We start from the raw sequence: 22,220 nt of genomic DNA, 5'->3' as shown, positions 1-22,220 counted from the left end.
AATTAAGGGGCGGGCCATCCATAAACGGATATGCGTTTCGCCCGTGACCAGCGGGTTATCGGCAAAGCGCGGGTCTGCCTGCGCATCGGGCACCTGAAGCGCCTCGGACCCGAGCATCGCATGGGCACAGAACGAGGTCGGTCGCGGCGTTTCCAGCGCATCGAGCCCGGTACGGGCGATGAACCGCTGGCGTTCCTGTTCGACCAGGCTGACAAGGCAGATCGGCGCATCGCACAGCTGCGCGGCGAAGGCGGTGATCTCGGCCAGTTCGGGATCGTCCTGCAACGCATCGACGCCGAAGGCGGCCAGCACCGACAGGCGCTCGTCCTCGCCGCAAAAGGCAGGGGAAGGGGCCGTTCCGGCGGGCCATTGCTGGGCGACAGGCGCATTCATCGGCAGCGCCCATACCGCTTCTGCCTGCGATTCCCAAGTGTTGCTCTGCCGCGCACGATATTTGCGCCGCGCCCCCCGCGCCGCTATGCGCCGGAACGCACGAGGAGAGACTATGCGCGCCACCCCCGATTTTGATTTCCAACTCGGCGAAAGCGCCCAGATGATCCGCGAGGCGGCGGCCCGCTTTGCCGACGAACAGGTCGCCCCGCTGGCCGAACGGGCCGATCGCGAGGACTGGTTTGCGCGCGAATTGTGGCCGGCAATGGGCGCGCTGGGGTTGCATGGCATTACCGTCGAGGAAGCGGATGGCGGGCTGGGCCTCGGCTATCTCGAACACGTCATCGCGGTCGAGGAAGTGAGCCGCGCCAGCGCCAGCGTGGGCCTTTCCTATGGCGCGCACTCGAACCTGTGCGTCAACCAGATCCGCCGCTGGGGGAACCCCGAACAGAAGGCGCAATATCTGCCCCGCCTGATCAGCGGCGAACATGTCGGCAGCCTGGCGATGAGCGAGGCGGGTGCGGGCTCGGACGTCGTCTCGATGAAGCTGCGGGCCGATGCGGTTGAAGGTGGTTTCCGCCTCAACGGCACCAAGTTCTGGATCACCAACGCTTCGGAAGCCGATGTTCTGGTGGTCTATGCCAAGACCGCGCCCGAAGGTGGCAGCCGGGGCATTACCGCGTTTCTGATCGAAAAAGATGATGCGGGTTTTTCCATCGGCCAGAAGATCGACAAGATGGGGATGCGCGGCAGCCCGACCGCCGAACTGGTGTTCGACGATTGCTTCGTGCCCGAGGATCGCGTGATGGGCCCGCTGCACGGCGGCGTCGGCGTGCTGATGAGCGGGCTTGATTACGAGCGCGTGGTGCTCGCCGGCCTTCAGCTCGGCATCATGCAGGCCTGTCTCGACACCGTCATCCCCTATCTGCGCGAGAGGAAGCAGTTCGGCAAACCGATCGGCAGCTTCCAGCTGATGCAGGCCAAGGTGGCCGATATGTATGTCGCGCTGCAATCGGCCCGCGCCTATACCTATGCCGTCGCCAAGGCGTGCGACGCCGGCCAGACCACCCGGTTCGACGCTGCCGGCGCAATCCTGCTGGCGAGTGAAAACGCCTTCCGCGTGGCGGGCGAAGCGGTGCAGGCGCTGGGCGGCGCGGGCTATACCAAGGACTGGCCGGTCGAACGCTATCTGCGCGACGCCAAGCTGCTCGACATCGGCGCAGGTACCAACGAAATCCGCCGGATGCTGATCGGGCGCGAACTGATCGGAGCGGCGGGATGAGCAATCTTCCCAGGAAGAAGATTTATCCCCTCGTGGGAGAAAGCCAAAAAAACCGTGACGGGACTTACCGGCAAGCAATTCTCCAACGGGCAATGCCTGGCGAGCACATTAAGTTGGCTAGGGAGCCGGACAACGAGCACGATCGGAATTGCGTGCTTGCAGTGAACGAGGAAGGTTGCGCGATCGGATCACTGAGCAAAGAAGACTCGGCGATCATTGCGCCGCTGCTGGACTCGGGATTGAAGCCGACCGCCTTTATCCATGAACTGACCGGCGGAATGCGCGACTACCCAAACTTTGGTTGCGTTGTGAGCATTGTTTGGGAGGGCAGAGCCAAACCAGAGCCAAAACGCCTCAAAGGTGAGCAAGAGTTCTACGAGCATGCTCCGCTCTGGGAAACGCGGTCGACGCGATCTGAATCCACAAAGCGAAAATCGGCATCATCGGGCGGGTTTCTCCAATCCTTGTTGAAAGCTCTACTGAAGTGACCGCTCCCATACTCACCACCAAACTCGACCGCGACAGCGCCGAGGCGAAGGCGCGGTTCGCGCACAATAAGGGGCTGGCGGACGAGCTGCGCTCCAGGGTCGCCGAGGCGGCGCTGGGCGGGCCCGAGAAGCATCGCGAGCGACATGTGTCGCGCGGCAAATTGCTCCCGCGCGAGCGGGTCGAGCGGCTGCTCGATCCGGGCTCGCCGTTCCTCGAGATCGGGCAGCTTGCCGCCAATGGAATGTACGAGGGCGACGTTTCAGGCGCCTCGATGATCTGCGGGATCGGGCGGGTCAGCGGGCGGCAGGTGATGATCGTCGCCAACGATCCGACGGTGAAGGGCGGATCGTACTACCCGATGACCGTGAAGAAGCATTTGCGGGCGCAGGAAGTCGCGCAGGAAAACCGGCTGCCCTGCATCTATCTGGTCGACAGCGGCGGGGCGAATCTGCCCTATCAGGCCGAGGTCTTCCCGGACCGCGATCATTTCGGTCGCATCTTCTTCAATCAGGCGAATATGAGTGCGCTCGGCATCCCGCAGATCGCCTGCGTGATGGGCAGCTGTACCGCGGGTGGCGCCTATGTGCCGGCGATGAGCGACGAGACGGTGATCGTGCGCGAACAGGGCACCATCTTCCTCGCCGGCCCGCCGCTGGTGAAAGCCGCGACGGGCGAGGAAATCAGCGCCGAGGATCTGGGCGGCGGCGACCTCCATGCGCGGAAATCGGGCGTGGTCGATCATCTGGCCGAGAATGACGAACACGCGCTGACCATCGTGCGCGATATCGTCAGCCACCTGGGCGAAAACCCGCAAGCCGCCCGCGCGGTCGAGCTGCGCGAGCCGAGACCGCCCAAATTCGACGCCGACGATCTTTATGCGCTGATCCCCGATGATGTCCGCGCGCCTTATGACGTGCATGAGGTGATCGCGCGGCTGGTTGACGGCAGCGCGTTCCACGAATTCAAGCAGCATTTCGGCAGCACGCTGGTCTGCGGCTTTGCCCATATCTGGGGGATGCCGGTCGCGATCCTCGCCAATAATGGCGTGCTGTTTTCCGAAAGCGCTCAGAAGGGGGCGCATTTCATCCAGCTTGCCTGCCAGCGCCGTGTACCGCTGCTGTTCCTGCAGAACATATCCGGCTTCATGGTCGGCGGGAAATACGAAGCTGAAGGCATCGCCAAGCACGGCGCCAAGCTTGTCACCGCGGTCGCCACCGCCACCGTACCCAAAATCACCGTGCTGATCGGCGGCAGCTTCGGCGCGGGCAATTACGGCATGGCCGGCCGCGCCTATTCGCCGCGCTTCCTGTTCAGCTGGCCCAATGCGCGCATCTCGGTGATGGGCGGCGAACAGGCGGCTTCGGTGCTGGCGACGGTCCACCACGACGCGGCAAACTGGACCCCCGAAGAGGCCGAGGCGTTCAAGGCGCCGATCCGGCAGAAATACGAGGATGAGGGCAACCCCTATTACGCCACCGCGCGGATGTGGGACGATGGGGTTATCGATCCGGTGCAGACCCGCGACGTGCTCGGCCTGGCGCTGGCCGCCACGCTGGAGGCGCCGATCCCGGAACGCCCGGCCTTCGGCGTGTTCCGGATGTGAGCCGCCGCCCGGCTTTCCTCTCGCGGGCCGTCCATCGGATCCTGATCGCGCTGTATGATTGGCGCGGTTACCGCTTTACCGGCGTGCCGCCGGGGGTGACGAAATGCATCATCACTGGCGCGCCGCATACCTCGAACTGGGATTTCATCTTCGTGCTTGGCGGGGTCAGGGCGCTGGGGTTGAAACCGGCCTTCATGGGCAAGAACACGCTGTTCCGCTGGCCGATGACGCGGTTCATGCACGATATGGGCGGCATTCCGGTCGATCGCAGCCGGCGCGGCGGGCGCTATGTCGAACAGGTTGCCGCCGCCTTTGCCGAGGCGGACGAACTGGCGCTGGTGATCGCGCCCGAAGGCTCGCGCAGCGGTGACGGCATCTGGCGCAGCGGCTTCTGGCATATAGCCAAGGCCGCCGGCGTGCCGATCGTGCCCGCCTGGGTCGATCAGGCCAACCGGCGCGGGGGAATTGGCGAGCCGATCTGGCCGAGCGACGACTACGCCGCCGACCTGGCGCAGATTGCTGCCTTCTATCGCGCTCACCGGCCCGATTGTCCGCGTTTTGAGCGGCTTGCCGCGCAGAGCCGGCGATTGGCAGCGGACCTTCATTAATCCGCCAGAAACAAAATTGCCATTGCGCACCTCATCGGGCGAAACGAACAACGCGTTCGACCGTTCGGGCAGCGAGTTCAACCAACGAGGAGTCCCCTTCATGCGCACTCAATTCGCCCTTGTCGCCCTTGCCCCGCTGGCCCTTGGTATGGCGGCCTGCGGCAAGAAGGAAGAGACCGTCACCACCCCTGACGACACGACGGCGACGGCCACCACGGCCGGCACCCCGACCACTGCGGCGACCGATTTCCCGGCCGTGGCGGCCAATGCCCGCACCAGCGTGCAATATGCCGGCACCTATACCAATGGCGCCAATTCGCTGACCCTCAACACCGACGATACCTACACCTTGGTGCGGGACGGCAAGACCTCCAACGGGACCTTCAACTGGTATTCGGACAACAGCCGCATCCTGATCCGCGACGGCGGCACCACCCACGTCTTCGCCATCGCCAATGGCGCGCTCTACAAGCTGGCCAGCGCCGATGCGCCGACCACCGGCACGATGACCGCCGAACAGACCTGGCGCCGCACGGCAAACTGATTTCCCCAAGGGGGCGGCAGCGCCTCCGCGAGCAGGCGGGCGGCCGGAGCGATCCGGTCGCCCGTTTTGCTATTCGCGGGTGAGATCGGCGATCCGCCCCGTAGCCGGTAACGCCAGCGCCGGATGGGCGGCGAGCCAGGCCTCCAGCGCGTCGAGATCGACCGCCCCGGTCACCGCATCGCGTCCCTCGTTGAAAAGCGTGAAGCTGTCGCCACCGGCGGCGAGGAACGAGTTCATCGTCACCCGGTAGCTGGCCGCAGGGTCGATCGGCTGGCCATCGAGCGCCGCGCGGACCACGCGCGCACCCGCCGGCCGGCCCATGTCGAAGGCGTAGGTGAAGCCGGCGGAGGGCGAAAAGGTCTGCACGAAGCCGTCATCATCGAACTGTTGTTCGAGCAGCGCCAGCAATTGCGCGCCGGTAAAGCTCTTGGTGACGAGCGTGTTACCGAAGGGCTGGACGGCGTAGATGTCGCCATAAGTGATCACACCACCTTCACGCGGGGTCAGTGCGGCGCGGATGCCCGAATTGTTCATCAGCGCAATCTGCGCGCCCGCACCGCGCGTGGCGGCCAGCTGCGCGTCGGCGATCATATTGCCGAGCGGGGTTTCCTCGGTCGCCGGCCCGCCCTTGCGTCCATCCCCGGTAATCCGCCCGACCGGCCGTTCGGACGCGGCCCGCGCCGCTTCGACATAGCGCCCGACATAGGCGGCGATTTCGGGATGCGGGGCCAGCGTATTCAGCGCCGGGTCGAGCGGCAGCGGATTGCCGCGCGCATCGCGCCCTTCGCTCTGCACCACGATATTGTCCGCCCGCTTCGCCACCACCCCGCGCACCGGATCGACGCTGAGGACGATGTCGGTCAGGAACGAGCCGCCATAGCCGGCACTGGTAACAAGGAACGGGCGCGCCGGATCAATCGTGCCGTAATCACAGACATAGGTCGCATGGGTGTGACCCGAAATGACCAGATCGACCCGCGGATCGAGCCGGGCAAGGATGCCGAGCAGCGGGCCCGAAACGCCGCCGCAGCTCTTGTCATTGTAGCCGACCTCGGTGCGCATCCCCTGATGGATCGCGACCACGATCGCATCCGCCCCCTCGGCTTCGAGCCGGGGAACCAGCGCGTTGATCGTCTCGGCCTCGTCGGCAAAGGTCAGCCCGGCGACCCCGCTCGGCGTGACCAGCGTCGGCGTGTCCTTCAGCGTCAGCCCGATCACGCCGACCGCCACCTCGCGCGCGCCGGTGCCGAACCGGCGGATCGCATAGGGTGCGAACAGCGTGCCGCCATCGGGTGTGCGGACATTGGCGGCAAGGAACGGGAAGCGCGCGCCGGGATAGGGGTTCTCGACCGCGCAGGGCTCGCGCAGGGTCAGCTTTTCGCAGCCGCCCTGCTGGATGCGGCGCAATTCCTGCCAGCCACGATCGAATTCGTGATTGCCGACCGCGTTGAAATCGAGCCCCAGCCGGTTCATCGCCCCGATCGCCGGTTCGTCGAGGAACAGCGAAGAGGCCAGCGGACTGGCCCCGATCAGATCGCCGGCCGCAATCGCCAGCGAATGTTCGCTCCTGGCGCGGATCGCCTGCACTGCGCTGGCCAGCCAGGCGACCCCGCCGGTCGGCACCGGCCGGTCGCTGCCCTCGGCCTGGCGGATCATCACCGGGCGGCGGATCGGTTCAAGATTGCCGTGAAAATCATTGAGCCCGACAATGCGAATCTCCACCGGTTCCGGCGCCGCGGCCGGTATCGTCGCGCAGCCGGCCAGCAGCGCGGCAGGCAGCAGGGTGACAAAGGCGACACCGTGTCGCCTTTGGTTGGATTTCGCAAAGGTCTGGCGCATAAGGCTTTTTCCGGCTTTGACGGCGGGTGACATGGCGGGCGGCGACAGGGGCACCGGCCGCGCCGCCTGATCGCGCGACCTTTGTGCCAGAGCGGGCCGGCGTAGGACAGGGCGTGTTGCCGCCTTTCGTCATTGCCCCGCGCTGCGGGGCTGTGCGTCCGTGGATTGCTTCGCTCCGCTCGCAATGACGAGGGATACGTAGGTCGTCATTGCGAGGCGCCGCAGGCGCCGCGGCAATCCAGGGCGGCAGGGCCAAGTGCCTAGATTGCTTCGCTACGCCCGCAATGACGAAGTGATGATGCGCGCGCGAACCACTCCCGTCACGTCAGATGTCGAGATTGGCGACGTTCAGCGCATTGTCCTGGATGAATTCGCGGCGCGGTTCGACCACGTCGCCCATCAGCCGGGTGAAGATCTCGTCGGTCACGTCGGCATCCTCGACCTTGACCTGCAGCAGCGCGCGGTTGTCGGGGTCGAGCGTGGTTTCCCACAGCTGTTCGGCATTCATCTCGCCCAGCCCCTTGTAACGCTGGATCGAAAGCCCCTTGCGCCCTGCGGCGAGCACCATGTCGAGCAATTGCGTCGGGCGCGAGATCGTGCCGGCCTGACGGACGGGTTCCTCGCCCGCAGCTTCCGCGTCGTTCTCGCCCGCCGGTTCGGACGGCTCGGCGGCGGCGCTTTCGCGTGTCAGCCGCACCGGCGCGGTATAGCTGGCGGCCTGTTCGGCGGCGAGCGCGTGCAGCTTCCTCGCCTCGGCACTGCCGAGGAAGGCGCCGTCGATCTCGTGCACATCGGTCACCCCGCGCCATAGCCGTTCGAAGCGGACCATTCCGTCCGCGCCGAGCGCTGCCGACCAGCGGGCATCCTCGTCGCCCGCGGTCAGCCGCGCGGCGGCGAGGTCGAGTGCGCTGGTCCGCGCCGGCCCATCCGCTTCGGGATCGAGCGCGCCCGCCAGCGCCATCTGTTCGACGATCCCGCTATCATAGCGGCGCGGCACGAAGGCGAGCAGATTGCGCATCCTCAGCGCATGATCGACCAGTTCGCGCAGTTCGTTCTCGCCGCGCCGGCCGGTTTCGGTTTCGAGCAGCCGCCCGGCAAGGCCCGCATCGACCAGATAACGGTCCAGCGCGGCATTATCCTTCAGATAGACCTCGCTGCGGCCCTTGCTGACCTTGTACAGCGGCGGCTGGGCGATGAACAAATGCCCGGCGCGGATGATGTCGGGCATCTGGCGGTGGAAGAAGGTCAGCAGCAGCGTGCGGATATGTGCGCCATCGACATCGGCGTCGGTCATGATGACGATCTTGTGATAGCGCAGCTTGTCGAGATTGAATTCCTCGCGCAGACCGGTGCCCATCGCCTGGATCAGCGTGCCGACCTCCTTGGACGAAATGATCCGGTCGAACCGCGCGCGTTCGATATTGAGGATCTTGCCCTTGAGCGGCAGGATCGCCTGCGTCTTGCGGTCGCGGCCCTGCTTGGCGCTGCCGCCGGCGCTGTCGCCTTCGACCAGGAACAGCTCCGATTTTGCCGGGTCGCGTTCCTGGCAATCGGCCAGCTTGCCGGGCAGGCTGGCAATGTCCATCGCCCCCTTGCGCCGGGTCAATTCGCGGGCGCGGCGGGCGGCTTGGCGGGCGGCGGCGGCATCGATGATCTTGGCGATGATCGCTTTCGCGTCGGCCGGATTTTCCTCCAGCCATTCGGTCATCTTCTCGCTCATCAGCGATTCCAGCGGCTGGCGCACTTCGGAGGAGACCAGCTTGTCCTTGGTCTGGCTGGAGAATTTGGGGTCGGGCAGCTTGACCGAAACGATCGCGGTCAGCCCTTCGCGCATATCCTCGCCCGACAGCGTGACCTTTTCCTTCTTCATCAGGCCCGAGCGCTCGGCATAATTGTTGAGCGTGCGGGTCAGCGCCGCGCGGAAGGCGGCCAGATGCGTGCCGCCATCGCGCTGCGGGATGTTGTTGGTGAAGGTCAGCACGTTCTCGTAATAGGAATCGTTCCATTCGAGCGCGACGTCGATCCCGATGCCGTCCTTTTCCGCGCTGACCGAGATCGGCTCGGCGATCAGCGGCTGCTTGTTGCGGTCGAGATATTTGACGAAGGCCGCGATGCCGCCTTCGTAATAGAGGTCGTGCTCAGCCACTTCCTCGTGGCGCTTGTCGCGCAGCAGGATGCGCACGCCCGAATTGAGGAACGCCAGCTCGCGATAACGATGCTCGAGCTTGTCGAAATCGAATTCGGTGACGTTCTTGAACGTGTCGGTGCTGGGCAGGAAGGTGACGCGCGTGCCGGTGCGCTCGCGCCCGGCAGGGCCGCGCACTTCGAGCGGGGCGACCGCATCGCCATGTTCGAAGCGCATCCAATGTTCCTTGCCATCGCGCCAGATGGTCAGTTCGAGGAATTGCGACAGCGCGTTGACCACCGACACGCCGACCCCGTGCAGCCCGCCCGATACCTTGTAGGCGTTGTCGTCGCTGGTGTTCTCGAACTTGCCGCCAGCGTGGAGCTGGGTCATGATGACTTCGGCGGCCGAGACGCCTTCTTCCTTGTGCATCCCTGTGGGAATGCCGCGGCCATTATCCTCCACCGAGACGCTGCCATCGGGGTTGAGCTCGATCAGCACCAGGTCGCAATGGCCGGCCAGCGCCTCGTCGATCGCGTTGTCAGAAACCTCGAACACCATGTGGTGCAGGCCGCTGCCATCGTCGGTATCGCCGATATACATCCCTGGCCGCTTGCGGACCGCGTCGAGCCCCTTGAGGACCTTGATCGAATCGGCGCCGTAATCGCCGCTGCGGGGGGCATTGGGGTTGGTGCTGGCAGGGGTATCGTTCATGCCGATCATATAGGGATGAGCGGCCCGTTTCCCAAGCGCGGAACGCCCCGCTTCCACAGCTGCCACAATTGTTTCAGCGGCAACTACTTGATTCGCGAGCGGCGCTGGCGCAAGCCGGGCCATGCTCTCGGTGCTCGACATTTTCCGGATCGGCATCGGGCCGTCCTCCTCGCACACGGTCGGGCCGATGCGGATCGCCGCGCTGTTCGTCCGCGCGCTCGACAAGGCCGGGGTGCGCACGGCGACGGCGCGCGTGGCGATCGACTTGCAGGGCTCGCTGGCACTGACCGGGATCGGCCATGGCACGCCCGAGGCGGCGATCCTGGGGCTGATGGGGTTCGAACCCGAGACGACCGACCCCGACGAAGCCGCTGCCGCGCTGGCGGACCTGACGACACGCGGAGTGCTTGCGCTGGGCGGAAGCGGGCCGGATATCGCGTTCGAGAGGCAGCGGGACATCGCCTTGTCGGGGCACATCATCCCCGTGCTGCATCCCAACGGCATGGTGCTGACCGCCTATGCCGCGGCGGGTGCCGCGCTGTATTCCGGCACCTGGTATTCGACCGGCGGCGGCTTTGTCGCCAGCGAGGCGCAACTGAGCCGCCCGGCCAAGGACGACCGCGTCGCCGCCGGTGCCGCCGTGCCCTACCCGTTCGGTTCGGCCGAGGACTTGCTGGCGCTGTGCGCGCGCGAGGGCCAGCCGATCTGCCGGATCGTGCTGGCGAACGAAGACGCGATGCGCCCGCGCGCCGATACCGAAGCCGGGCTCGACCGGATTGCCGCCGCGATGGAAGCCTGCATCGCGCGCGGGCTGACGCAGCGCGGGCTGCTCCCCGGCGGATTGCAGGTGGAACGCCGCGCGCCCGATCTGTGGGCCAAGTTGGAGGCCAATCCGCAATCGAACGAGCGCGAACAATTGTTCGACTGGCTCAATTGCTATGCGATGGCGGTGAACGAGGAAAACGCTGCCGGTGGCCGCGTGGTCACCGCGCCGACCAATGGCGCGGCGGGCATCATCCCGGCGGTGATGCGGTTCTATTGCGGGGAAGGTTCATCGGCCGATTGCACCCAAGCGCGCCGGCGTTTCCTGCTGACGGCGGGCGCGATCGGCCTGCTCTACAAGCAACGGGCGAGCATTTCGGGCGCGGAGATGGGCTGTCAGGGCGAGGTTGGGGTCGCTTGTTCGATGGCCGCGGGCGCGCTCGCAGCCTTGTGGGGCGGCACCCCGGCGCAGGTCGCCAGCGCGGCGGAAATCGGCATGGAGCACAATCTGGGCCTCACCTGCGACCCCGTCGGCGGGCTGGTGCAGGTGCCCTGCATCGAGAGGAACGCGATCGGCGCGGTCAAGGCGGTCAACGCCGCGCGCCTCGCGCTCCACCGCACCGGCGCGGAAACGCTGGTCACGCTCGACCAGGTGATCGAAACGATGCGCCAGACAGGGCTCGACATGTCGAGCAAATACAAGGAAACGAGCCAGGGCGGGCTCGCGGTCAACGTGATCGAGTGCTGAGTTGGGCTCGGCCCGGTATGTGAGGGTGGTGGGCAATGCGCATGATCCGGACTTTCGCCGCAACCGCGCTGTTGACCGCGCTGGCGGGCTGCGCCGATCCGCCGCGCGATCCTGCCCAGACGACTGAGCGCGTGCGCGACAGCGGTATCGTGAGGCTGGGTGTCATTGCGGGCGCCCCGCCCGATGCGCGCGCCGATGCGGCGGTAGCTTCGGTCGCCCGCGCGCTCGGCGCCCGGGTCGAGCGGCGCGAGGACCACACCGAGGAACTGCTCGAAGCGCTCGAACTGGGCGAACTCGACCTCGTCTATGGCCATTTTTCCGACGCCTCGCCCTGGGCGACGCGAGTCCATTTCGGCGACCCCCCGGGCTGGGGGCGCAAGGCAGGGGCTACCGAGACGGCCCCGCGCTTTGCCTTTCGCAACGGAGAGAATGGCTGGATCATGCGGCTCGAACGCGCCGGTGGCGCGCAGTGAGCCGACAGCCACCCGAGATCGCAAAGGATTTCCGCCACGCGATCCGCCTCGAATGGTGGACGCTGGTGTGGATGAGCACCGTCATCGCCGCGATGTGGCTGACCATGGGCGGCAGCAAGGCGATGCAGTCCGCGCTGATCGAAGATGTGCTGAGCCTGGTGCCGGCGCTTACATTTCTGCTCGCCGCGCGGTTCGAGAACCGCGAGCCGACGGCCAAGTTTCCCTTCGGCTTCTACCGCGTCAACTCCCTCGCCTTCCTGGTCTCGGCGGTGGCGCTGGGGCTGGTGGGGGCGTTCCTGATCTATGAAAGCGCCACCACGCTGCTGGCGCAGGAACACCCGACGCTCGCCCCGGTGGAGATGTTCGGGTATCAACTGTGGTCCGGCTGGCCGATGATCGCCGCGCTGGTCTATTCCGTCGTTCCGCCGGTCATAATCGGACGGATGAAGGAGCCGGTCGCCAAGCGCCTGCATGACAAGGTGCTGCATACCGACGCGCTGATGCAGAAGGCCGACTGGCAGACCGGCCTTGCCGGCATTCTCGGCATCACCGGGATCTATTTCGGATATTGGTGGGCCGACAGTGCGGCAGCCTTGTTCATCGCGGCCTCGGTGATGAAGGACGCGCTGACCAATATCCGCATCGCTTCGGCTGAGTTGCTCGACGGGGCTCCGCGCGCGCTCGACAGGGCGGATATCGCCGCGGATGCGCAGCGGCTGCACGCGCGGCTCAGCGCGCGCTGGCCCGAGGGGGAGGTGCGGCTGCGCGAATCGGGGCGCTACATCGTCGCCGCGGTGGACGGGGTCGGGCCTGACAGCGCCGAAGTTCCGCCGCTCGAAACGCTGATGGGTGACGATGACGGCTGGCGGCTTTCCCGGCTGGGGCTCGCCCCACGCCAGGCCGCAGCGGACGAATAGCCGCGGCGGCCCATCGCCGGCTTGCGGGCGCGCAGCCTGTGGTTAGGGTGGGCGGCATGACCGACAGCCCCGCACCGCTTCTAGCCGCCGAATACGGCTCGTTTTCGCACATCATCGCCCACTGGGCCGCAACGCAGCCCACTGCGCCGGCGCTGGCGGACGATGCCGGCACCCTCAGCTGGGGCGAGGTGGGCGATCGGGTTGAACGGATCGCCGCGCGGCTGCAGGCCGGCGGGCTGGAGCGCGGGCAATCGGTGGCGATCCTCGGCACGAGCAGCGTGGCCTATGCGCTGATGTTCCTCGCCGCGGTGCGCGCGGGCGGGGTGGCCGCACCGCTGACCACCAGCGCCAGCCCGGCGCAACTGGCCGGCATGGCCGCCGATAGCGGCGCGCGGCACCTGTTCATCGACCGCGCCAAGCTTACCGAGCTGGGCGATGATTTCATGCCCGACATGACCCATATCGTGCTCGACGAGGAACTGGACGCCTGGATGGCGCCCGTCGGCACGGTCGCGGCGCCCTATGATCCGGCCCCCACCGATCCGTTCAACATCATCTATTCGTCCGGCACCACCGGCACGCCCAAGGGCATCGTCCATTCGCATCTGATGCGCTGGCGGCAATTCGCCACGACCGCCGCGGCGCTAGCCGCATCGGGCGGACCGGTGCGGGCGCTCGCCTCCACCCCGCTCTATTCGAACACCACCATGCTCGCCTTCCTCTCGCCGCTGCTGGCGGGCGGGTTCGTACGGATCATGGGCAAGTTCGACGCCGCGCGCTGGCTGGCCCATGCCGAGCGGGACCGCACGACGCTGACCATGCTCGTGCCGGTGCAATATCAGCGACTGCTCGGCTCAGACGCGCTCGACGCCACCGACCTGTCGGCGATGCGGCTCAAATATTGCACCTCAGCGCCCTTTTCCGCCGCGCTCAAGGCCGAGGTGTTGCGGCGGATGCCGGGCGGGCTGGTCGAAGCCTATTCGATGACCGAAGGCGGGGTGGTCTGCACGCTGGCTGCCCACGAATTCCCGGACAAGCTGCACACGGTCGGCCGCCCGGCGCCGGGCAGCTATCTCAAGGTGCTGGACGACGAGGATCGCGAGGTACCGCCGGGTACGGCCGGGCATCTCGTCGGGCGCAGTGGCACGATGATGAGCGGCTACAAGAACCAGCCCGACAAGACGCGCGAGGGATACTGGACCGACCCGGCGACGGGTGAGATCTGGCAGCGGATGGGCGATATCGGCCGGGTCGATGAAGACGGCTTCGTCGAGCTGGTCGGCCGGGCGAAGGACATGATCATTTCGGGCGGGTTCAACATCTATCCGGCCGACCTCGAGGCCGAACTGGAAAAGGAACCGCAAGTGGCCGAAGCCGCGGTGATCGGGGTCGAAAGCGAGCAATGGGGTGAAACCCCGGTCGGCTTCGTCGTGCTGGCCGACCCCGCCGCCGATGTCGAGGCGGTGCGCGGCGCGGTCAATGCACGATTGGGCAAGACGCAGCGCCTGTCGGCGCTCCACGCGATCGAGGCAATGCCGCGCAGCCATATCGGAAAGCTGCTCAAGACCGAGCTGCGCGCGCTGATCGCCGGGGTGCAGGATAAGGGGCCGGCGACGGGGGATCGGGGGGGGGAGAGGAGCCCGGCCGCCGGCTTGACCGTCATGTAGGCACGCTCGCCACCACGGCAAATGCGAAAAGCCGAACAGGTGTTGCGTTTGCTGCAACGATCTGATCGCGTCCCGTTCGCTTTACGACGCCCGGTGCCTCGCCTATCCGCCCGCCATGACGCCCGACCAGCACCCCGATTCCATCCTGATCGTCGATTTCGGCAGCCAGGTGACCCAGCTCATCGCCCGGCGCGTGCGTGAGGCCGGGGTCTATTGCGAAATTGCCTCGTTCACCCAGGCCGAAGCCGCGTTCGCGCGGATGCAGCCCAAGGGGGTCATCCTCTCGGGCTCGCCCGCCAGCGTGCCGTCAGAAGGCAGCCCTCGCGCGCCCGAAGAGCTGTTTGAAGCCGGCGTGCCGATCCTCGGCATTTGTTACGGCCAGCAGGTGATGAGCCATCAGCTTGGCGGCGAAGTGCGGCCCGGCCACGAGACGGGCGATGGCGGCGAATTCGGCCGGGCGTTCCTGACCGTGACCGAGCCGTGCGCGTTGTTCGACGGGCTGTGGCAGGTCGGCGAACGCCACCAGGTATGGATGAGCCACGGCGACAAGGTGACCCGCTTTGCCCCCGGCTTCCGCATCGTCGCCACCAGCGACGGCGCGCCCTTCGCGGTGATCGCGGATGAGGACCGGCGCTTCTACGGCACCCAGTTCCATCCCGAGGTTGCGCATACGCCCGACGGGGCGAAGCTGATCGCCAATTTCGTCCACCGGGTCTGCGGGCTCGCCGGCGACTGGACCATGGCCGCCTATCGCGACACCAAGATCCGCGAAATTCGCGAACAGGTCGGAAACGGGCGGGTAATCTGCGGCCTGTCGGGCGGGGTGGACAGCTCGGTCGCGGCGATCCTGATTCACGAGGCGATCGGCGATCAGCTGACCTGCGTGTTCGTCGATCACGGCCTGCTCAGGCTGAACGAGCGGGCACAGGTCGAAAGCCTGTTCCGCGACCATTACAACATCCCGCTGGTGGTGGTCGATGCCGAGGAACGCTTCATGCGCGGCCTCGCCGGGGTCACCGACCCCGAAGCCAAGCGCAAGTTCATCGGCGGCGAATTCATCGCCGTGTTCGAGGAGGAAGCGGCGAAGCTGGGCGGGGCGGAGTTCCTCGCCCAAGGCACGCTCTATCCCGATGTCATCGAAAGCGTCAGCTTCACCGGCGGGCCGAGCGTGACGATCAAGAGCCACCACAATGTCGGCGGGCTGCCCGAACGGATGAACATGGCGCTGGTCGAACCCTTGCGCGAATTGTTCAAGGACGAGGTTCGCGTGCTCGGCCGCGAGCTGGGGCTGAACGACCAGTTTGTCGGCCGCCACCCGTTCCCCGGGCCGGGCCTCGCCATTCGCATCCCCGGCGAGGTGACCAAGGAGCGTTGCGACGTGCTGCGCAAGGCCGATGCGATCTATCTCGAGGAAATCCGCGCGGCCGGCCTGTATGATGCGATCTGGCAGGCCTTCGCCGTGCTGCTGCCGGTCAAGACCGTCGGCGTGATGGGCGACGGACGCACTTACGACAATGTCTGCGCGCTGCGGGCCGTGACCAGCGTGGACGGGATGACCGCCGACATCTATCCGTTCGATGCTGGCTTCCTCAGCCGCGTCGCCACCCGCATCATCAACGAGGTGCAGGGCATCAACCGGGTGGTGTACGATTACACCAGCAAGCCGCCGGGCACGATCGAGTGGGAATAAACGCGCGGCCGGGCACAAAGGCCCGGCCGCGTGTCAGGTGTCGTTTTCGTCAGTTGAACGCGAACTGGCCGCGGATTGCGCCGTTCGGGTAATCGCTCGTATTTATCTGGATGTAATAGGCGGCCGGGTTGCTCTCGATCCGGTCTTCGGTCCATTCGGCGCGGCCGACGCAGTTCTTCCAGCCGCCCTCATTGGCCTGGCTGAGGTTCAGCACCGCAGGCCCCGTTGCACCGGGGGCGCCGCGGTGAATGCGGACCGAGGTGACGCTGCCCAGATTGCGGACATTATTGACGTCGTAACACACCTGGTTGAGCTCATCGGTGACGGTGAGATCGGCCGTGGCATAGCCATCGGGATCGCCGCGTCCCACCACCTGTGCCCCGGTAAGCGTCGCGTGCCGGGTTTCGGCGACCAGTTCGGCCGCGCCTTCTTCCAGCGTCGCGCAACCTCCCAGCATGGCCGCACCGCTCAGCGCCAGCGCGCCGGCCATCAGCTTGAATTTTGTCATCATCCTTCTCCTGCACCTGGGGCCGCTTCATGATGAGCGCTGCCCGGCAGGAGAACGCGCTGCGGCGCCCTAGCGTTCCGGCGCTCAGCTGGCGGTGCGGACGCGGCGGTAGGGGACGAAATCGGTCAGGAATACCGTCCCAGTCTGCATTCCGATCATCGTGTCATACGTATGGACGATATCGGTGTTGCACAGGCGATTGCCGAAGGTGCGGGTAAGCAACGCATCGCTATCATCGAGAAAGCGCGCGTCGCGCGGTACATTGACCCACAGCGTGTTACCCTGGCGAAAGACGATCGCGGTGCCGTCGATCACTGTCGATTGCATCGTCGGGAACGAGCGGATGCAGCTTTCAGGTGCCCCCGGTACACGCCCTTCGAGCATGCGCGCGAGCCGTTCCTCGCCCCGAGTCGGCTGCGGCGCATCCGCCTGTGCCGCGGTGCCAGCGGCAGCGGTCATCAGGCCGGCAAGGACAAAGGCGGCGAGTGTGCGAATCGGGCGGGCCATGCGACATCTCCGGCAGCGCACAACGCGCTGATCAGCGCATGGTGCGCGCGCGATCCTTAACCGGCGCTGAGTATTATGCTGGTGGAGGGACGGGCGTGTCTGCCGGGTCGGCACCCGTGTCATTCGGTGCGAACGTTTCGCCCGTCACGGCCGGATCGGCAGGGCCGCCGGCGAGGATGAAGCGGCGGTCGCAATAGCCGCAATCGACAAAGCCATGCTCGTCGATCTCGAGCCAGACGCGCGGATGGCCCAAGGCGGCGGCGGCAAAGCGGTCGCCGCCGCGGATCGCGCCGGCCCCGTCGCACGACACGCGGGCGGTTTCGACCAGGGTGGTTTCGGGCGGCTGAGTGATCATCTGCGCGCGCATAATCCGCCGCACTGTGCTTGGCAATTACCGCGCGGGGCCGGGCCTACTGATAGGCTATCTCTACCCGGAAGGTGCCGACATAGAACCCCGGCGGCTGGTTAGGCGGTACGGTCAGCCGGCCACCGACCCGGAAGTCGAAATCGGTGCTGAAGAAATAGGCCGGCAAGCCAAAGCCGCCGCGCCGCTGGAAATCGGTCGTGAACGCAGTCACCTGCATGGTATGCGCGGGGTTGGTGCGGCTCGTCAGTACGATCGTGTCGGTACCGTCGGGGCCGAGATAATTGAGATAGTCGCGGCCGATCCGGCGCTTGATATTGAACACTGCCGGATGCGCGCCGCTCACCGCGACAACCCCGCCCGACGTGCTGACAAAGCCGTCAGGGGCGATGGTGATCGAGCCGCTTCCCGCCCCGCTGCCGGGAAAGATTCGCCCGAAATCGAGGTCTTCGACCGTCATCACCCGCAGACTGTCGCGCACGCGGATCGTCGCAATGCCTTGCGTACTTCCCGCCGCCGCCTGGAGCGGCGCGCACAGCAGCGCGCCCGCCAGCCCGGCAGCAGCGGCCCCCCGCCAGTCGCACAATGTCCGTCCGTGTCCCATCCACTGGCGGTGTTAGCGGGAAAGCAATGACGCTGGGGCAAACGCAGATGGTTAACACCGCCTCAACGCTCGCCCGCTTGTCGCTGGCGGCCAGACCGCGCTAGGGCGGCCGTATGGACACGCCTGCCCCACCCGCCATCGAAATCCGCGATCTCGTCAAACGCTATGCCCCGGCCAAGGGGCAGGCGGAGGGCAAGCTGGCGCTGAAAGGGGTCAGCTTCGACGTCCCGCAGGGCGGCATCTTCGGCCTGCTGGGCCCCAATGGGGCTGGCAAATCGACGATCATCAACATCCTGGCCGGGCTGGTCCGCAAGACCGGTGGCCATGCGGCAATCTGGGGGTTCGACATCGACGAGCACCCGCGCAACGCCAAGCGCAGCATCGGCATTGTCCCGCAGGAAATCGTTTTCGACCCGTTCTTCACACCTTACGAGGTGCTGGAAAACCAGGCTGGCTTTTACGGTATTGCCCGCGCGCTGCGGCGGAGCGAGGAGCTGCTGCGCGCGGTGCATCTGGCCGACAAGCGCGACGCCTATGCCCGAACGCTGTCGGGCGGGATGAAGCGGCGGCTGCTGATCGCCAAGGCGATGGTCCATGCCCCGCCGATCCTGGTGCTCGATGAACCCACCGCCGGGGTCGATGTCGAATTGCGCCGGCAGCTATGGGAACTGGTCACGCAGCTCAACGGCGAAGGGGTAACGGTGGTGCTGACCACGCATTACCTCGAAGAAGCCGAGCAATTGTGCGACCGGATCGCGATCATCAATCATGGCGAGCTGATCGCCAACAAGCCGACCCGCGAACTGGTGGGCATGATGGGCGAAAAGGTTGTCGAGGTGACGCTCGACCGTGACATTGCTGCTCCGCCGGCCGACCCGGCCTTCCTGCGCAGCGAGCTGGCGGGCGAACGCAGTGTGGCGATCACTTACGACAAGGCGCAGGTGACTGCCGGCCAGGTGCTCGCCCGCCTGCAGGCGCTGGGCTACGCAATCGAGGACGTCACCACCCGCGAGGCCGACCTCGAGGACGTGTTCGTCCAGCTGACCGCCGATCAGCCAGGCTGATTGTCAGCTGCCCCGCGCTGAGCTTTTGCCCCGCCGCCCGCGAGCCGCTTTCGCGGCGCCAGTCCCGATAGGCGTGCCGGCGGATTTGGGCGCGGCAATGGCGGCACTGGCCGGTCAGATCGGCGCTGCCATCGGCTGCCGGGCGCACGCGGTTGCGGTCAGCCTCGTGCCGGTTCAGCAGGCAGTGCAACAGACGCATGAGCCGCGACCCTCCGCGATCGGCCGGCTCGCGAATCGCCGCCGGCTGTCGGCACCTGCTTGCGGCGCGTCTGCGCAACAGCCATGACGGGGCAATGACAGAAGTTCGACACGAGGCGCCGATGCGGCATGACGTGATCGTCGTGGGCTCGGGCGCGGCCGGGCTGACCACGGCGCTGGCGCTGGCGACCACCCGCAAGGTGCTGGTGCTGGCCAAGGGCGGACTCGACACCGGCTCGACCGCCTGGGCGCAAGGGGGGATCGCCGCCGTGCTCGATGCCGGCGACACCTTCGAAGATCACGTGCGCGACACGATGATTGCCGGTGCCGGCCTCAATGACGAGGAGGTTGTGCGCCACGTGATCGAAAGCGCGCCGGCGGCGATCGACCGGCTGTGCGATCTCGGCGTGCCGTTCAACCGCGAGAGCGGCAATCTCCACCTGACGCGCGAAGGCGGGCACAGCCACCGCCGCATCGTCCATGTCAACGATGCCACCGGCTGGGCGGTGCAGGAGGCGCTGATCCGCGCGGCGCAGGCCAATCCCAACATCACCCTGCTGCCGGGGCGCGCCTGCATCGACCTTATCACCGGGCGCCATGCCGAGAAATATTCGGGCTCGGGCCGGGTCTGGGGGGTCTATGCGCTCGACCAGGACAGCGGCCAGGTCGAAGCCCATGTCGCCCGCGCGACCGTGCTGGCGACCGGCGGGGCGGGCCGGGTCTATCAGTTCAGCACCGCCCCGCGCGGCGCGACAGGCGACGGAATCGCCATGGCCTGGCGCGCCGGCGCGCGGGTGTCGAACATGGAGATGATGCAGTTTCACCCGACCTGCCTCTACCATCTCGAAACCAAGAACTTCCTCATCACCGAGGCGGTGCGCGGCGAAGGCGGGCATCTGATCAATCCGCGCACCGGCAAGCGGTTCATGGCGTTCTACGACGCCGACCGGATGGAGCTAGCCCCGCGCGACGTGGTCGCCCGGGCGATCGATTCCGAAATCAAGCGCTTCGGGCTCGATTATGTCCATCTCGACATCAGCCATATGCCGGCCGACTTCGTGGCGGCGCATTTCCCGATGATCCACGACAAGCTGCTATCACTGGGCATCGACATGACCACCGGGCCGATCCCGGTGGTCCCGGCGCAGCATTATACCTGCGGCGGGGTGCTGGTGGGGGTGGATGCGCGCACCGACCTGCCGGGCCTGTGGGGCGCGGGCGAATGCACCGAAAGCGGGCTGCACGGGGCCAATCGCCTCGCCTCCAACTCGCTGCTCGAATGTTTCGTGTTCGGCGATGCCGCCGCGCGCGACATCCTCGCCTGCTGGGACGAACTCGACCAGCCGCCGGCGGTGCGCGCATGGGACGAAAGCAGGGTGATCGATTCGGACGAAGAGGTGGTGATCAAGCAGAACTGGACAGAGATCCGCCGCTTCATGTGGAACTATGTCGGGATCGTGCGGACCACCAAGCGGCTCGAACGCGCGGCGCACCGGATCGACCTCTTGCGGCGCGAGATTGGCGAGTATTACGGCGCCTTCCGCGTCACCACCGACCTGATCGAATTGCGGAACCTGCACCAATGCGCCGAGCTGATCGTCCAGAGCGCGCTCAGGCGCAAGGAAAGTCGGGGCCTGCACTATACGCTCGACCATCCGCAGACCGACGCGGTGGCCAGGGATACCGTGCTCGTTCCCTGATGTCCCTGACGCGGGTTGCACCGCGCGCAACAGCGGGTGCGCGCTCGCCGATTGACCGGCCCCTGGCAACGGGCCGAAACTGATCGCTTGAAGCCGGCGCAACCGGCGAGTCGCGCATTCGAGGGAGAGGCACCCATGGCCACACGCAAGACCGGTACGAACAAGGACAGCAAGCCTGCCCGCCGGCGCGGCCCGGCGCGGACCAAGCTCGCCGCGACGCCGCTCGACAAGGGGCTGGCCGACGAGCGGGTCGCGGCCAAGCGAGAGGCGGAGGTCGCCGCTGCCAAGGGCGTGGTCGCCGGCGGCAATCCGCCCACCGGCGAGGGGGTCGGCGCGCTGGTTGCGGGCGCTGCGCCCGATGATGCCGTCCGCCTGCGCCGCGAGCTGGGCCTGCCCAAGCCCGAGGGCCGCCCGCGCCGCACCAGCAACGAGCTGGCCGACGACTGGCGCGACGGTTGCTATCCCTACAAATACAAGATGCTGCGCAAGGATTACGAGCGCGAGAAGTTCATCCTCCAGACCGAGCTGCTCAAGCTGCAGCAATGGGTCAAGGAAGCGCAGCAGCGGGTGATCATCCTGTTCGAAGGGCGCGACGCTGCCGGCAAGGGCGGCACGATCAAGCGGTTCATGGAGCACCTCAATCCGCGCGGCGCGCGCGTCGTCGCGCTGGAAAAGCCGAGCGAGGTCGAACGCGGCCAATGGTATTTCCAGCGTTATGTCGGACATCTGCCGACCACCGGCGAAATCGTCATGTTCGACCGCAGCTGGTACAACCGCGCCGGGGTGGAGCGGGTGATGGGCTTCTGCACCGAGGAGGAGTATCGCGAATTCCTCCGCCAGGCCCCCGAATTCGAGCGCAATCTGGTGCGTAGCGGCATCCACCTGATCAAGTTCTGGTTCTCGGTCAGCCAGGAAGAACAGCGCCGCCGGTTCAAGGAGCGCAAGGTGCACCCGCTCAAGCAATGGAAGCTCTCGCCGGTCGATCTCGCCAGCCTCGACAAGTGGGACGATTATACCCGCGCCAAGGAGGCGATGTTCTTCGCCACCGACACCGCCGACAGCCCGTGGACGGTGATCAAGAGCGACGACAAGAAGCGCGCCCGGCTCAACGCCATGCGCTATGTGCTCCATTCGTTGCCCTACAAGGGCAAGGACAATGACCGCATCGGCCAGGTTGACGATCTCATCATCGGCCGGCCCAACATCATCCACGAACGCGGCGAATATCGCTTCGGCCGGGGCGGCAAGGACGACTGAGCGCCCCTAGGCGCACAAACTTGCCGGGCTCGATTCGATTGCTACCAAGAGCGGCGCGGCGATCTTTGCCCGGCAAAATTTTTGCCCAATTGCATTTTCCGGCTTGCGCGGCGCGCGGGCCCAGCAAATCCGCCGCGTCGCGGCGTTGCAGCAGACTAACACACCCT

At 66.4% G+C, this 22,220-nt stretch carries 20 protein-coding genes; 13 read left to right on the top strand and 7 right to left on the bottom strand.

The annotated features are described in order from the left end of the window. On the bottom strand, window positions 1–393 hold a 393-nt coding region (locus ILT46_RS10850; RefSeq protein ID WP_199504664.1), incomplete at its 3' end, for a GAF domain-containing protein. A 112-nt stretch (window positions 394–505) separates the two neighbouring features. Here ILT46_RS10850 and ILT46_RS10845 point away from each other — a divergent pair. The 5 genes from ILT46_RS10845 to ILT46_RS10825 all read left to right on the top strand — a co-directional run bounded on the left by ILT46_RS10845 (window position 506) and on the right by ILT46_RS10825 (window position 4,916). Continuing rightward, complete coding sequence (locus ILT46_RS10845) at window positions 506–1,672, top strand: acyl-CoA dehydrogenase family protein (RefSeq protein WP_199504663.1); 1,167 nt, start codon at window positions 506–508, stop codon at window positions 1,670–1,672. Next, a complete protein-coding gene (locus ILT46_RS10840; RefSeq protein ID WP_199504662.1) occupies window positions 1,669–2,160 on the top strand; it encodes an HIRAN domain-containing protein in 492 nt (163 codons plus the stop codon). Before ILT46_RS10845 ends, ILT46_RS10840 begins: the two co-directional genes overlap by 4 nt. Next, window positions 2,157–3,764, top strand: coding sequence for a carboxyl transferase domain-containing protein (locus ILT46_RS10835; RefSeq protein WP_199504661.1), 1,608 nt, complete (start codon window positions 2,157–2,159; stop codon window positions 3,762–3,764). Before ILT46_RS10840 ends, ILT46_RS10835 begins: the two co-directional genes overlap by 4 nt. Continuing rightward, window positions 3,761–4,372, top strand: coding sequence for a 1-acyl-sn-glycerol-3-phosphate acyltransferase (locus ILT46_RS10830; RefSeq protein WP_199504660.1), 612 nt, complete (start codon window positions 3,761–3,763; stop codon window positions 4,370–4,372). Before ILT46_RS10835 ends, ILT46_RS10830 begins: the two co-directional genes overlap by 4 nt. 100 nt (window positions 4,373–4,472) lie before the next feature. Beyond that, complete coding sequence (locus tag ILT46_RS10825; RefSeq protein ID WP_199504659.1) at window positions 4,473–4,916, top strand: hypothetical protein; 444 nt, start codon at window positions 4,473–4,475, stop codon at window positions 4,914–4,916. Between the two features lie 69 nt (window positions 4,917–4,985). Here ILT46_RS10825 and ILT46_RS10820 read toward each other — a convergent pair whose 3' ends face one another. Both ILT46_RS10820 and gyrB read right to left on the bottom strand, forming a co-directional pair. After that, window positions 4,986–6,755: a bifunctional metallophosphatase/5'-nucleotidase gene (locus ILT46_RS10820; RefSeq protein ID WP_199504658.1), complete on the bottom strand. Its 1,770-nt coding sequence runs from the start codon at window positions 6,753–6,755 to the stop codon at window positions 4,986–4,988. A gap of 325 nt (window positions 6,756–7,080) precedes the next feature. Then, entirely contained in the window at window positions 7,081–9,603 is a 2,523-nt protein-coding gene (gyrB, locus tag ILT46_RS10815; protein ID WP_370592424.1) for a DNA topoisomerase (ATP-hydrolyzing) subunit B, read from the bottom strand. Window positions 9,604–9,715: 112 nt separating this feature from the next. On the opposite strand from gyrB, the gene ILT46_RS10810 reads away from it, so the two are divergent. From ILT46_RS10810 to guaA, 5 genes are all read left to right on the top strand, one after another. After that, a complete protein-coding gene (locus tag ILT46_RS10810) occupies window positions 9,716–11,104 on the top strand; it encodes an L-serine ammonia-lyase (protein WP_199504656.1) in 1,389 nt (462 codons plus the stop codon). Between the two features lie 41 nt (window positions 11,105–11,145). Then, complete coding sequence (locus ILT46_RS10805) at window positions 11,146–11,577, top strand: hypothetical protein (RefSeq protein ID WP_199504655.1); 432 nt, start codon at window positions 11,146–11,148, stop codon at window positions 11,575–11,577. Then, complete coding sequence (locus ILT46_RS10800; RefSeq protein ID WP_370592423.1) at window positions 11,574–12,494, top strand: cation diffusion facilitator family transporter; 921 nt, start codon at window positions 11,574–11,576, stop codon at window positions 12,492–12,494. The genes ILT46_RS10805 and ILT46_RS10800 overlap by 4 nt, the downstream gene beginning before the upstream one ends. 56 nt (window positions 12,495–12,550) lie before the next feature. After that, the gene (locus ILT46_RS10795) at window positions 12,551–14,161 is read left to right on the top strand and encodes a class I adenylate-forming enzyme family protein (RefSeq protein ID WP_199504654.1); all 1,611 of its coding nucleotides are present in this window, start codon (window positions 12,551–12,553) and stop codon (window positions 14,159–14,161) included. Between the two features lie 115 nt (window positions 14,162–14,276). Then, window positions 14,277–15,851, top strand: coding sequence for a glutamine-hydrolyzing GMP synthase (gene guaA / locus ILT46_RS10790; protein ID WP_199504653.1), 1,575 nt, complete (start codon window positions 14,277–14,279; stop codon window positions 15,849–15,851). A 49-nt stretch (window positions 15,852–15,900) separates the two neighbouring features. Here the strand turns inward: guaA and ILT46_RS10785 are convergent, their stop codons facing one another. From ILT46_RS10785 to ILT46_RS10770, 4 genes are all read right to left on the bottom strand, one after another. Beyond that, the gene (locus ILT46_RS10785; protein ID WP_199504652.1) at window positions 15,901–16,359 is read right to left on the bottom strand and encodes a CHRD domain-containing protein; all 459 of its coding nucleotides are present in this window, start codon (window positions 16,357–16,359) and stop codon (window positions 15,901–15,903) included. Window positions 16,360–16,443: 84 nt separating this feature from the next. Further along, on the bottom strand, window positions 16,444–16,866 hold the full coding sequence (locus tag ILT46_RS10780) for a hypothetical protein (protein ID WP_199504651.1): 423 nt from the start codon (window positions 16,864–16,866) through the stop codon (window positions 16,444–16,446). A 73-nt stretch (window positions 16,867–16,939) separates the two neighbouring features. Next, complete coding sequence (locus ILT46_RS10775) at window positions 16,940–17,221, bottom strand: zinc-finger domain-containing protein (protein WP_199504650.1); 282 nt, start codon at window positions 17,219–17,221, stop codon at window positions 16,940–16,942. 55 nt (window positions 17,222–17,276) lie between these two features. Next, the gene (locus ILT46_RS10770; RefSeq protein ID WP_199504649.1) at window positions 17,277–17,816 is read right to left on the bottom strand and encodes a DUF4402 domain-containing protein; all 540 of its coding nucleotides are present in this window, start codon (window positions 17,814–17,816) and stop codon (window positions 17,277–17,279) included. Window positions 17,817–17,947: 131 nt separating this feature from the next. Here ILT46_RS10770 and ILT46_RS10765 point away from each other — a divergent pair, with 131 nt between their 5' ends. The 3 genes from ILT46_RS10765 to ppk2 all read left to right on the top strand — a co-directional run bounded on the left by ILT46_RS10765 (window position 17,948) and on the right by ppk2 (window position 22,053). Then, the gene (locus ILT46_RS10765; RefSeq protein WP_199504648.1) at window positions 17,948–18,898 is read left to right on the top strand and encodes an ABC transporter ATP-binding protein; all 951 of its coding nucleotides are present in this window, start codon (window positions 17,948–17,950) and stop codon (window positions 18,896–18,898) included. Window positions 18,899–19,191: 293 nt separating this feature from the next. Then, entirely contained in the window at window positions 19,192–20,796 is a 1,605-nt protein-coding gene (gene nadB / locus ILT46_RS10760; RefSeq protein ID WP_199504647.1) for an L-aspartate oxidase, read from the top strand. A gap of 135 nt (window positions 20,797–20,931) precedes the next feature. Beyond that, entirely contained in the window at window positions 20,932–22,053 is a 1,122-nt protein-coding gene (ppk2, locus tag ILT46_RS10755) for a polyphosphate kinase 2 (protein ID WP_233397195.1), read from the top strand. Window positions 22,054–22,220: the final 167 nt, after the last annotated feature.

The sequence above is a fragment of the Qipengyuania sp. YIM B01966 genome (genome assembly GCF_016461955.1).
Classification (GTDB): domain Bacteria; phylum Pseudomonadota; class Alphaproteobacteria; order Sphingomonadales; family Sphingomonadaceae; genus QFOP01.
Note: the sequence above shows the minus strand (reverse complement) of the source record. Positions and strands in the feature narration are given on the sequence as shown.